10 protein-coding genes and 1 other RNA gene are annotated in these 12,338 nt (G+C 64.2%); 6 read left to right on the top strand and 5 right to left on the bottom strand.

Annotation, left to right across the window (positions count from 1 at the left end):
• The first annotated feature begins 134 nt into the window (after positions 1–134).
• Positions 135–503: a transfer-messenger RNA gene (gene ssrA / locus HBE64_RS17380) on the top strand.
• Between the two features lie 257 nt (positions 504–760).
• Here ssrA and HBE64_RS17375 read toward each other — a convergent pair.
• Entirely contained in the window at positions 761–1,366 is a 606-nt protein-coding gene (locus HBE64_RS17375) for a TetR/AcrR family transcriptional regulator (RefSeq protein ID WP_167104776.1), read from the bottom strand.
• Between the two features lie 121 nt (positions 1,367–1,487).
• On the opposite strand from HBE64_RS17375, the gene HBE64_RS17370 reads away from it, so the two are divergent.
• Positions 1,488–2,609 (top strand): saccharopine dehydrogenase NADP-binding domain-containing protein, encoded by a 1,122-nt coding sequence (locus tag HBE64_RS17370; RefSeq protein ID WP_167104773.1) that lies wholly within the window; start codon positions 1,488–1,490, stop codon positions 2,607–2,609.
• A 6-nt stretch (positions 2,610–2,615) separates the two neighbouring features.
• A complete protein-coding gene (locus HBE64_RS17365; RefSeq protein WP_167104770.1) occupies positions 2,616–3,734 on the top strand; it encodes a zinc-binding alcohol dehydrogenase family protein in 1,119 nt (372 codons plus the stop codon).
• A 160-nt stretch (positions 3,735–3,894) separates the two neighbouring features.
• Here HBE64_RS17365 and HBE64_RS17360 read toward each other — a convergent pair whose 3' ends face one another.
• Positions 3,895–4,812 carry an undecaprenyl-diphosphate phosphatase gene (locus tag HBE64_RS17360; protein WP_167104767.1) on the bottom strand — a complete coding sequence of 306 codons (918 nt, stop codon included), beginning with the start codon at positions 4,810–4,812 and terminating at the stop codon, positions 3,895–3,897.
• Between the two features lie 309 nt (positions 4,813–5,121).
• Here HBE64_RS17360 and HBE64_RS17355 point away from each other — a divergent pair, with 309 nt between their 5' ends.
• Both HBE64_RS17355 and HBE64_RS17350 read left to right on the top strand, forming a co-directional pair.
• Entirely contained in the window at positions 5,122–5,760 is a 639-nt protein-coding gene (locus HBE64_RS17355; protein ID WP_167104764.1) for an MspA family porin, read from the top strand.
• 267 nt (positions 5,761–6,027) lie between these two features.
• Positions 6,028–6,717 (top strand): response regulator transcription factor, encoded by a 690-nt coding sequence (locus HBE64_RS17350; protein WP_167104761.1) that lies wholly within the window; start codon positions 6,028–6,030, stop codon positions 6,715–6,717.
• Here the strand turns inward: HBE64_RS17350 and HBE64_RS17345 are convergent.
• The gene (locus HBE64_RS17345) at positions 6,678–8,060 is read right to left on the bottom strand and encodes a HAMP domain-containing sensor histidine kinase (protein ID WP_167109353.1); all 1,383 of its coding nucleotides are present in this window, start codon (positions 8,058–8,060) and stop codon (positions 6,678–6,680) included. The genes HBE64_RS17350 and HBE64_RS17345 overlap by 40 nt on opposite strands.
• Positions 8,061–8,204: 144 nt before the next feature.
• Between HBE64_RS17345 and HBE64_RS17340 the strand changes: the two genes are divergently transcribed.
• Positions 8,205–9,467: a hypothetical protein gene (locus HBE64_RS17340; RefSeq protein ID WP_208300498.1), complete on the top strand. Its 1,263-nt coding sequence runs from the start codon at positions 8,205–8,207 to the stop codon at positions 9,465–9,467.
• Between the two features lie 18 nt (positions 9,468–9,485).
• Here the strand turns inward: HBE64_RS17340 and HBE64_RS17335 are convergent, their stop codons facing one another.
• Positions 9,486–10,286, bottom strand: a complete 801-nt coding sequence (locus HBE64_RS17335) for an ABC transporter permease (RefSeq protein ID WP_167104755.1) — start codon at positions 10,284–10,286, stop codon at positions 9,486–9,488.
• Positions 10,287–10,390: 104 nt separating this feature from the next.
• A complete protein-coding gene (locus HBE64_RS17330; protein ID WP_167104752.1) occupies positions 10,391–12,337 on the bottom strand; it encodes a YhgE/Pip domain-containing protein in 1,947 nt (648 codons plus the stop codon).
• Between the last annotated feature and the right edge of the window lies 1 nt (position 12,338).

Raw genomic sequence — 12,338 nt, 5'->3', positions numbered from 1 at the left:
AGAAGTCCCAGGAAGAGGCCGCCACAACGTCGATCTCGACGCCGACATGTCGGGGCCCGGGATTAATGTGCTTTCGGACGCGGTTGTACACCGCGTACCATTGGAAATCCGGTCGAACCTCGGCCGGGGTGCGGGGGGCTGAACGGTTTCGACTTCGCGCATCGAATCAAGGGAAGCGTGCCGGTGCAGGCAAATGACCACCGTAAGCGTCGTTGCAACCAATTAAGCGCCGATTCCAATCAGCGCGACTACGCCCTCGCTGCCTAAGCGACGGTGTGTCTGTCAGACCGGGAGCGCCCTCGGCCCGGACCCTGGCATCAGCTAGAGGGACAAACCTACGGGTTCGGTCGCGGGACCCGTGGGGACATCAAACAGCGACTGGGATCGTCATCCTGACTTGTTCGCGTGAGCAGGAGATCCAAGTAGAGACATAGCGAACTGCGCACGGAGAAGCCTCGAGGGAATGCCGTAGGACCCGGGTTCAATTCCCGGCAGCTCCACCCGAGAGAAGCAGGCCAGGCCGAAAGGCCTGGCCTGTTTTGTTTTTCCACGGCTATCGCAGAGGGTTCGCACGAGCCTTAGGGAACTCGAACCGTCGCGCCGACAAGCTTGACCGGACTAGGAGGTGGACTTCTGGTGACCGCCCAAAGCCCGTAAGTCGTGGTATCTCGGATCTGGACATTCGCGGCGCTTCAAATTTCTTTCCCAAAGTGATCGATGATCGTCGCCCGGGACTCGGGGTTGTCGTCGGGCGTATTCCTCAGGGTTTATCGGTCAATGCCGGGTCTGGTGCTGGGGCGGTGGGGTGCGCGGCCAAAACCGCGAGGGCGGTGAGTGTTTCGTCGAGGACTTGCAACAATGATCGTTGCTCGCCCTGATCGAGCCACCGGGTGACGGCGACGCCGAAGACGCTGACCGCGATCTGGGCTATCAGGGTTGCGGTGAGTTCGTCGACGCCGCGCCTGAGAAGCCCGTGCCTGATCGCGTCGGACAGGACGGACTGTTTACGCAGCTCGCGTTCGCGTAGGCCGTCGTCTGTCTCGATGATGCCGCGTCGAGTGAGTAAGTAGTCGCGTTGACCCTCCAGCTCGGTCGCGACGGTCTGCAGTCCTTGAACGATGGCGTCCATCGGGCCCAGGGCTGTCGGGGTGTCGGCCAGGACGTTGGCGACCACGGTCGGGAGTTCGGCTTGGTAGGCGAAGAGGACCTCGCGCTTGTCGGCGAAATGCCGGAAGAACGTGCGCGTGGTCAGGCCGGCGCGGGCGGTGATCTGCGGAATGGTCGTGTCCGCGAAACCTTGCTCGACGAACAGCTCCAAGGCGGCGCGCTCCAACCTGCTTTGTGCGCCGGATGGCCATCTACTCATGGCGACCATAGTAACTAAGTGACGACATTCAATGCCGTCATTGACGACATGGCATGTCATCACTTACTGTGATGACACGCGATGCCATCAGGGTGGATGCAAAGAGGACGGGAGTGGCGTAATGGCGACCAATGAAGTGTGGGTCTTGGGGGCGACCGGTCGTGCGGGTCGGATGATTGCGGCACGCCTGCACGCGGCGGGTGTGTCGCTGGTGCTGGTGGGACGGGACCAAGGCCGCCTCGAGCGCGTCGCTGTCGAGGTGGGGGGTGCGCCGCGTCTGGTGGTCGGCGAACTCGATGAGACGCTGGCCCGGCTGGCCCAGGACGCCCCCGCGGTGGTGGTCAACACCATCGGCCCGTTCACCACGACGGCCACCCAGGTGGCGCGGGCTTGCCCGAAAGGCACGCACTACGTCGACATCGCCAACGAACTCGCCGCCGTCGAGTCAATCCTGGATCTCGACCGCCGCGCCGTCGCCGCGGATCAGGTGCTGGTCACCGGAGCCGGCTTCGGGGTCCTGGCCACTGAGAGTGTGGTGCTTCGGCTGTGCGAGGGCGAACCCCGCCCGAGTCAGGTCCGCGTCGATGCGCTCGCCTCGGTCGCCACCGATGGTGGTGCTCTTGGACCAGCGCTCGCCGGAACCGTGGTGGAGATCCTTGCCTCCGGAGGACGGGAGGTCCGCGACGGTCGCCTCGTGCGCGCCGCAGTCGGCGCGCATCCTGTCACGCTGAGCACGCCCGATGGTGATGTCCTGCCCACCGGCAGTGGTCCCAGCGGGGAATTGATCGCGGCGTGGCGGGCCAGTGACGCCGACTTCGTGATCGCGGCGTCGTTCTTGACGCCGACAGGCGCCCTGGTGCGGGTCCTACCGGCGATTTCGGCGATCTTGCGGATCCCCGGCGTTCGCCGCCTCGTCACCAGCGCCATCGCCAGGGTACCGCTGCACGCCGGCGACCGGCCACGCGCGTCGTCCTGGGCTCACGCCCGGGTGTGGTGGCCCTCGGGCACCGTCCGTGACGGTTGGTTGCAGACTGGCGAGGGACACGAGTTCACCGCGGCGGTGGCCGCCGAAGTCACTCAACGTCTTCTCCTCGGCGACGGCCGCCCGGGTGCGTTCACCCCCGGAGCACTATTCGGCGCCGGACTCGCTGAGGCTGCCGGCGGGACTTTGTTCAGCGGCCAAGCGATCAGCCCCACCCCCATGAAGACCGATCGGGGCATTCGCCCCGACACGAAAGGATGAGTTCACATGTCAACCAACACCGCCGCCTGGATCGAATCCAAGGGCGCTCCTCTCGAAGTCAAGCCCGCCCCCTACCCGCGCCCCGGCGAACACGAGATCGTCGTCCGCAACCACGCCGTGGCGATCAACCCCTACGACTGGATCATCCAAGCCACCGGAGGCCTCTTCACTCGATGGATCACCTACCCGTTCATCCTCGGCTCCGATCTCGCGGGTGAGGTCGTCGAGGTCGGACCCGGTGTCACCCGGTTCTCCGTGGGCGACCGTGTCCTCGGGCACGCCGTGGGCACGGAGAAAGCCCGCAACAGCGCCGCCGAGGGTGCCTTTCAGGAATACACCGTCGTCCTGGACCGGATGGCAGCTCCGATCCCGGTGGCCATGGCCTATGAGAACGCTGCCGTGCTGCCGCTGGCCCTGTCCACCGCAGCGTGCGGGCTTTTCCAGAAGGATCAGTTGGCCCTCGAATACCCCTCGGCGACACCAAAACCCACGGGCAAGAGCCTGTTGGTGTGGGGCGGCTCAACCAGTGTTGGCAGCAACGCCATCCAGCTCGCCGTCGCCGCGGGCTACGACGTCATTGCGACTGCATCGCCACGCAACTTCGACTACGTCAAGGATCTGGGAGCCGACCAGGTATTCGACTACAACAGCCCCACAGTGGTCGCCGACATCGTTGCGGCGTTGAGTGGCAGGACGATCGCCGGAGCTCTCGCTGTCGCGACGGATTCAGCGAGTGTTTGTTCTGAGATCGTCCAATCCCTCACCGGAAGCAGGTTCGTCTCCATTGCCAGCCCGCCGGTCTCGTTCGCCAACGTGACCCCGGGTCGCGGTATCAGCCTGCGGCTTGCCCGGCTCATACTGCGGCTGGCGGCCTCGACAGTGGCCACGCAGATCAAATTCCGGCTCAGGGGCATCCGCAGCAAGATGATCTGGGGCGCTTCCCTGATGGATGACGACATCAGCACCGTCATCTACGAAGACTTCCTCCCTCAGGCCCTCGCCGGCGGCCGCTACCGCACTGCGCCCGAGCCACTCGTCATCGGAACGGGCCTAGAGCACGTCCAAGCCGGACTCGACGCTCAAAAGAAAGGCGTCTCCGCGAAGAAGATCGTCATCACCCTCTGAACCCCCGACCAATCCCGGCGATCCCAGCGTTCACCGTCGGGCTGCTCGGGTTGAGGTCCCGGACGTAGGAAGACGAGAATTGTCGAATCTGCCGGCTCCCTGGCACTGTTCATTGGCTCTCGATCGTCTGATCGGGGTCCGGCCAAGTCGCCAGTGCCGATCAGCGAAGGGTCAGCCATCCCAGGCTTGCCACACCGGCTACCACGCAGTAGATGGCGAATGGGGTGAGCGTGCGCGTCTCGAAATAGCGAACGAGAAACCGCACGGCGAGGTAGGCCGATATGAAGGACGCCAGACTGCCGACCAACACCTGGCCATGTATCCCGGCGCCCAGGGGGCCGAAAAGGTCTGGGATCTTCAGTAGCCCCGCAGCCAAGATAATGGGAGTGGCCAGCAAAAAGGAGAACCGGGCTGCTTCTTCATGAGACAGTCCGCGCCATAGGCCGGCGACCATGGTGACACCTGAGCGACTGATGCCGGGCAGCAGTGCCATTATCTGGGCGCATCCGATGAGGATCCCCTGCAGCATGGGCAATTGGGCCAGCCGGTCGTCGACTCGAGCACCCGTCGAATCTGGCGCTTCGGCGGTCACGTGTCCCGAAGGCGCAAAATCAGGCGCCCGTCGGCGCAGGCGCTCACCGGCGTAGAGCAACACACCGTTGACGATCAAGAACACCGCGGCGGGAACGGGCTTTCCCAAAGTGGTGCGAAAGACATGCTCCAGCGCCAAGCCGGACACACCGACGGGGATTGTTGCCAGCAGGATCAACCACGCCAACCGCTCGTGCGGGGTGTCGATTCGGCGATACCGCAACGACGTTGCGAATCCACCGATTATCCGCACCCAGTCCCGCCAGAAGAACATAAGCAGCGCTGCTGCCGTGGCCACGTGCAAGCCCACGATGAAGGCCAGATATGGCGACTCAGGCACGGATACGTTGAGATCCGTGGCCCAATGGCCGCCTATGAGAGCCGGAATGAGGACGGAGTGGCCAAGGCTGGACACGGGGAACAGCTCGGTTACGCCCTGAAAAGCTCCGACCACCAGGGCCTCGATGTAGCTGAGGTGACTGCTCATAAGGGGGCTTCCACGCCTTTCCTGTCACTGCTGCGTCATCGTGCAATCGGGGCGGCGCTGGACCCGCCGCACGGTACCGCGAACGACGTCGCCGAACAATGTCTTCTCAGCACTCTTTCAGCACCCGTTCGGCGGAGCATGCGTTAGCTCTCAGCGTCCTCTCAGCGCCTCAGTGCCATGCTCACCACCCCGGACGCCTCAGCGGTGAGCGCCCGAGTTTTGAGCTACCCGGCCGTGATCGGAAGGCTCTAAAAATTTCCACTTGGCAACCGCACACAAGTGCGGTTCGGTGCATCGGTACGGAGGAGTATGAGGACCATCGGTCGGCTGCTGGTAGCGATGATCGCCGCTGTCGCGGCATTGTTCGTGGGTACGGGGACCTCGAACGCGGGTTTGGACAATCAGCTGAGTCTGGTTGACGGCGGTGGCCGTACGTTGACGATTCAGCAGTGGGACACCTTCTTAGACGGCGTGTTCCCCTTGGACCGCAACCGGCTGACCCGTGAGTGGTTCCACTCCGGCAAGGCTGTCTACAGCGTCGTGGGCTCCGGTGCCGACGAGTTCGCGGGCACCTTGGAGCTGGGCTACCAGGTGGGCTTCCCGTGGTCACTGGGTGTGGGTATCAACTTCAGCTACACCACCCCCAACATCCTGCTGGATGACGTCAGCATCTCGCCGACCAACTTCAACCCGCTGGGCCAGGTGATTACCCCGAACCTGTTCCCCGGTGTGTCGATCAGCGCTGACCTGGGCAACGGCCCGGGCATCCAGGAAGTCGCCACCTTCTCCGTCGACGTCTCGGGCCCCAACGGCTCGGTGGCGGTGGCCAACGCCCACGGCACCGTCACCGGTGCGGCCGGCGGTGTGCTGCTGCGCCCGTTCGCCCGGTTGATCTCCAAGGCCGGCGACAGCGTCACCACCTACGGCGAACCCTGGAACATGAACTGACACCAGAATGAACACCACTCCGGCTCAGCGATCTCTCAGCGCACAGCTGTCATGGTGAGCATTGTCGGAAGCGACGAGTCGGAGCGGGCTCGTGGCGTCTGGACCGTAGTGTGAGCCAGCCGATGGCGGCCGGCGCGTTGCTTTGGAGATCCGTTGCGCTCTCGTTGACACCGATGCGCGGAAGCTTCACCCTAGCGGCGACGCGCCGGCCTTTCGGCATACTGGTCGTGGGTGCGTCATGAACCAGTCGGCAGGGGGCCGTTCGCCATGAAGATTCTGCTCGTCGAGGACGAACCCGGCGTGGCATCCAGCCTCAAACTCGGTCTGGCGGCGGAGGGTTTGATGGTCGTGCATGTCGCGAGTGGAACCGAAGCTCTGTGGCAGGCCACTGAGAACAAGTTTGATGTGATTGTTTTGGACATCATGCTGCCGGAATTGAGCGGCTATGAGGTCCTCCGTCGGTTGCGGGCCGCAGGAATCTGGACTCCGATTCTGATGCTGACAGCCAAAGACGGCGAGTACGACCAGGCCGACGCCTTCGATCTGGGTGCCGACGACTATCTCGTCAAGCCCTTCTCCTTCGTGGTCCTCGTCGCTAGGTTGCGCGCTCTGGCACGTCGTGGGGCCCCGGAACGTCCGGTTGTGATGACGGCCGGCGATCTCACGCTTGATCCGGTCCGCCATGTGGTGGAGCGCAGTGGTACACCAATTGACTTGAGCCCCAGGGAATTCGGATTGCTGGCGTATCTGATCCGCAATAAAGACGCGGTATGCACCAAATCCGATATCCTGCACAACGTTTGGGATCCGCACTACGACGGTCCGGACAACATCGTCGAAGTTTACGTTCGCTATCTACGTCGTAAGATCGACATACCGTTCGGTGCCAACACCATCGAGACAATTCGTGGAGTTGGTTATCGATTGGAGTCAGGTGTGTTCGCAGCCGGCAGCTGAACCGTCATAACAGTTCCGCCGCCAGGTCGATCGGTGATGGTGATCTCACCGTGATGGGCGGCGACGATCTCTGCCGCGATGGATAGTCCCAGTCCACTTCCGCCGCCGCGGCGTGACCGCGAAGTGTCCAGGCGCACAAACCTGTCGAATACGCGTTGACGATCGGCGACCGGAATCCCAGGGCCGTCGTCGGCGACGGTTACGATTGCACTACCGCCGGCACCGTTCACCGTTACGTCCACGCGTGAGGTCGCGTGACGGGCGGCGTTGTCGAGCAGATTGCGCACCACCCGGGATAACGCGGGGCCGTCACCGTTCACCTCGACCCGTTCTGTGGCGATGTCCACAGTGTGAGTGCTGTTGCGCCGCAGGCGAACGACTTCACTGGTAGCTATCTCGTCGAGTTGAACCGGTTCGCGGTGAAAGGCCAGGCCACGTTCGTCAGCGCGGGCCAACAGCAGCAGGTCCTCAACCAGTGTGCGCATTCGCTGCGCCTCGGGAACCAAGGTTTCCCTGGCCAATTCGATGTCGAGTAACTCAGGATGAGCCACCGCCACATCCAGGGCGGAGATGATGGCAGTCAAGGGACTGCGCAACTCGTGAGAGGCGTCGCCGACGAACTGGCGCTGCGCAACATGTCCGGCCTCGATGCGATCCAGCATGTCGTTCATCGTTGCGGCCAGCGCTGAGATCTCGTCGCGGCCGGCAGGCACCGGGACACGTTCGGACAGATCTGAGCTGCTGATTGCAGCGACGCGTGCGCGCATGGCGTCTACCGAACCCAGGGATCGTCGGACAAGGCGATAGGTGGCCATAGCGGCGACGCCGACGACCACCGGGGCAGCGGATAGCAGCAGAATCACGGCGGTACGCACCGCGGACTCCACGGCCTCGTCACCGCCTGCGACGATGACGATGAAGGAACCCTTTGGCGTGCTGATCGATTGCGCGCTGACCCGCATGTCGCTGTCAGCACCGGACTTCGGCGACATGCCTGTAACCAGTCGTCCGCTCACCGTGCTCAGTGGCACCAACGGTGTGTCCGGTGCGCTGTCGGATCGGCGAAGTACGGTCCCTTCTGGGCTGATCACTTGCACTGCGTCGATGCGTTGGTCAGTGGCAAGCAGTGGGTCGTCAAGATCCGGCGGGGTGTCTTCGATCAAACCGGCAGAGACATCGCGGACCCTGTCGGCGGCGGCCGCATCCACGCCCGCGATCGACAGGCGGTAGAAAATGGCGGTCAACGCCGCCCCGCTGACGGCGAGCGCAACAAGTACGACTGCGCCGGCAATGAATGCCGAGCGCGCCGCGATGCTCCACTGGGGAAGTCGCAGGCGGGACATCACTCCCAGATCCGGAGAAGTCGACACGACCGCGTCACGCACCCCTCCACTGTGCCGTAGCGGGCGCGAGCGGAGGCGATAGTTGCGATTGGTTGCCCGATGATCTCAGCGTTTACTCAGTGAACCCGCTCTAGGGTGCGTGGCGTGGCGGAGACGGCGGGCACATCGACATCGACGACCGGTCGCACCCGGCTGAGCAAGGTTCCCGAAGTCACCGTGTGGTTCTGGATCATCAAGATCCTCTGCACCACCGTCGGGGAGAGCTTCGCCGACTGGATCAATATGACACTCGGCATCGGGCTGAGCGCGACGGCGCTCATCTTCACGGGTGTCCTTGTTGCCGTTCTGGTGTGGCAGTTGAGCCTGCCGCGCTACGTCCCGTTCGTGTACTGGCTCACCGTCGTGGTCCTCTCGATCACGGGCACTCTCTACACCGACATCCTCACCGATCAGCTCGGCGTTCCACTTGCGTTGAGCAGCAGTGCCTTTGCCCTCGCGTTGGCCGTCGTCTTCGCCGTCTGGTACGCGCGAGAACGGACATTGTCGATCCACAGCATCGTCACATTGCCCAGGGAGCTGTTCTACTGGCTGGCGGTCCTGGTGACCTTCGCCCTGGGCACGGCCGTAGGCGACTGGACGCTGGAGCTCACGGGCTGGAGCCCGGGCATCTCGGTGCTTCTGCCGGCGAGTCTGATCGTCGTCGTTGCCATTGGTTGGCGCCTGGGCGCCAACGCGGTGCTGTCGTTCTGGTTGGCCTACATTCTGACTCGCCCGCTGGGCGCGAATCTCGGCGACTGGCTGGCGTCGCCGTGGTCCCAGGGCGGCCTGGGAATCGGCACCGCTGTCACCAGCGTGGTGTTCCTCGCCGCGATCCTGGCCACGGTCGGCTACCTCACCGCCAGCCGCAGCGATGTGCTCGAGGACTACGACCGCCGGGATGGCCCTCTGGTCACGACGAACCCGGCTCGCGAACGGATCATGCTCGGCTACTACATCGCGGCGGCAGTAGTCACGGCGGCTGTGCTCATCGCGGCATCCGGTGAACCCCATGAATCCTCCTCCGCAGAGGAAGCGGACTCGGGAACAGCGAGCGCTGAGGTGTCGCCGGGACCGGCCGGCGCAGCGGCAGCACACTTTCCGCCGGCCGAGATCGCCAAGTTACGCCAGATCGTCGACGACACCGCGGCGAAGGTCCGTGCCGGGGACTGGGCCGGGGCGAAGGACCGGATCACCGATCTCGAAACTGCCTGGGACAGTGACGAAACAAGCTTGCGGCCAATGGATGAAACGGGCTGGCACCGCCTTGACAGTCAGATTGATCGGGCTTTGCATGCCGTGCGGGCCGACAATCCCGACCAAACCAAAGCGAGCGAGAGTCTGACCGCGTTGTCGACGTCGCTGCATTGACGGCGAACCCCAGAGCGGTCATCGGGGTGCAAGTCGTTTGCCCCGCAAACGCCATCGCCGTGACGAGGCCTGATTGTCGCCCGACCGCGTGATCACGCCCCGTGCAATAAGTTCGAGCGTCACCACCACCGCGCAGGTCTGCGACAGCAGTATCGCCAGCAAGATCAGTATCTGGACGGCACCGGCCTGGGCCGCCGACCCCGTGCTGAGCAAGACCCCGACGAAGGCTCCCGGCAGTGTCACGACCCCCACCGTTCTGGTCTGGTCGAGGTTCGGCAGGAGTGCGTCGGTGGCGGTGGTGCCGATCATCTCCATTCGCGCCTCACGGTCGCGGAATCCTAGACTCAACGCGGCCTCGACCTCGCCGGCTCGGGTGGTGAGGGTGTCAAGAGCACGGCGGGCCGCGACCGAGGTCGCGGTCATGGTGCTTCCCAGGATGATTCCGGTGACGGGCACGAGCGCGGCGCCCTTCATCGGTACCAGACCAGACCCTGTCAGCAGTGGAAGCACGGAGGTCAGACCCGCCCCGAGTGCCACGGCGAGAAGCCACGAGCGGTTCGACTGACTGCGGCGGGCCGCGGTCACCGCTGCGGCAACGAACATGACGGCCAGCACCAGAAGCGATGTCCACAGGCTTCTCAATGCGGTGGTCAGGATGGCGGCCACCGCGGACAGTTGCACGACCGCGCGTATCGCAGCGCGGGGCACGGTGAGCGCCGAACCCAGCGTGGTCACCCGGTACAGCGCGGCGGCGGCAAGGACCATGAGCGCGCAGACCACCAACAAGGTCGGGCCAAGCAGGTGTGGTGTGAACTGCATATGACCGCCGATCTTTTGGTCGAGAACCGCCAGTGTCAAACTAGTCCGTCGTCGTCGCCCTCCGTCGCCGGTCGGCTTGTGTCGGCGAGAGTGCCTGGTATCGGCTACATCTTGACGCTTGGCACTAATCGGGTGAGGTTCCACAACTGGTTGCGTCGGGCCGCCAGCGAGGTCAGCAGTATCGACCCCAACCACAGGGCGACCATGAAGATCAGTGCCTGCCACAGCCGACCGTCGACGCCGCCGAGGATCAACTGCCGTAACCCGTTGACGCCGTACGTCATGGGGTCGAGTCGGTGCAGTGCCTGGAACGGCTTGGTGGTGGTCTCGACGGGGTAGAGCCCCCCGGCGCTGACAAGTTGCAGCATCAGCAGCGTCATCAGCAGCACCTTGCCCAACACCGGGCCGAGCAGGGCGCTGATCGCCTGCGCCACCGCGATGAAGGCGCAGGAAGCCAGGATCATGAAGCCCAGCATGGCCACCGGGTGTTCTGCGTGCACATGCAGCGCGAAGCGCACGACGCAGTACAGGATCACCGCCTGAGGAATACCGATCAGGACTGCGGGCAGGTAGCTGGCCAGCGTCACCCGGATCGGGCTGATCTCCGCGGCGATGGCCCGGTTCTGCAGTGGACGGAACGCCATCCACAACAGCATGGCGCCGAAGAACAAAGCGAGCGTGAGGAAGAACGGTGCCATGCCGGTGCCGAAGTTCGGCGCCGAGTTCTCATGTGAACTCGTCAGCTGAACCGGCCCGCCGATCGCCTCGGCGATGGCGTCCTTCTGCCGGGGTGTCCAGTCGGGCACCTTCTGCGCACCCTCGGTGAGTTTGGTCGCGAGCTCATGCGCACCGGAACTCAACTGCGCCGTGCCGGTTTTCAGCTTCCGGGCGCCCTCGTCAAGTGTGGTGATTCCGGCATTGAGCCGGGCATTGCCCGATGCCACCTGCTGGGCGCCATCGCGCAACTGGGTGAGCTTGTCGGTGAGTTCCTTGCCCTTGGCAGAGATATCAGTCAGGGCGGAACCGACCGGACCGCCCGCGTTGGCGGCTGCGCGGGCCTTATCGAGTTTCGCCTGGATGTCCGGGGTCCGCTGGTGGGCCAACAGCTGGTCGCGGGTCTCGCGCAGTTTCGCGGTGGCCATCGCCGACACCGGATCCTGGTTGGCCGACAGGTTGTCGATGATCGAGGTCAACGACTGGGCTGCGGCATCCTGTGCCCCAGCGATGGTGTCGAGTTCATCAGACGCTTCGGCCAATGCGGACGAGCTGTCCTGGACCTGGCCGTTGACCTGATCGCTCTGCGTGCTGATCTGTCCCAGCAGGTTGGTGATCTTCAGCAGGGGATCGGTGGCGGTGTTGATTCCGTCGGACAGGGTGCGCGAGCCAGCCGCCAGTTCCGCGGATCCGTTGCGGGCGGCATCGAGACCGGCCGTCAATTGCCCTGCGCCAGTGTCGAGTTGGGCTGCGCCGTCGGCGAGTTGTGTGGCTCCGTCGGCCGCCTGCTGGATGCCCGCGCCCGAGGTGGTGATCACTGAGAGCACCTGGTTGACCGCCTGCCCCGAGATCCTGGTCGACACGGCGTTGAGCACCTGTTCCACAGCGGTGCGGCCGATGCTCGACGAGATGTAGTTGTTGGCGTCGTTGTACTCGGCAATCAGCTGCGCCTTGCGGGGGTTACCGGTGGTGGGCGACGCGATGGCGTCGCTGAAGTCCGGTGGCAGCTCCAGCATGAAGTAGTACTTGCCGTGCGCCACCCCGTCGCGCGCCTCGGCGTCATCAACCAAGTGCCAGTCCAGGCTCGCATCATCGGTGAGCCGGTCGGCGATCTCCTTGCCGACATTCATCTTCTGACCAGACACCGTCGTGCCCCGGTCCGAATTGACCAGTGCCACCGGCAGTTTGTTCACATGCCCGAACGGATCCCAGTACGCCCACAGATACAGGGCGCCGTAGGACAGTGGCATCAGCATCAAGACGACGATGGCGATCCGCGTCATCCGGTTGCGGGCGAAGCGTTTGATCTCCGACCCCAGGGCAAGTCCGCCCACCATC

The organism is Mycobacterium sp. DL592, from assembly GCF_011694515.1.
Classification (GTDB): domain Bacteria; phylum Actinomycetota; class Actinomycetes; order Mycobacteriales; family Mycobacteriaceae; genus Mycobacterium.
The sequence above is the reverse complement of the archived record's forward strand: the minus strand, read 5'-3'. Positions and strand labels throughout refer to the sequence as shown.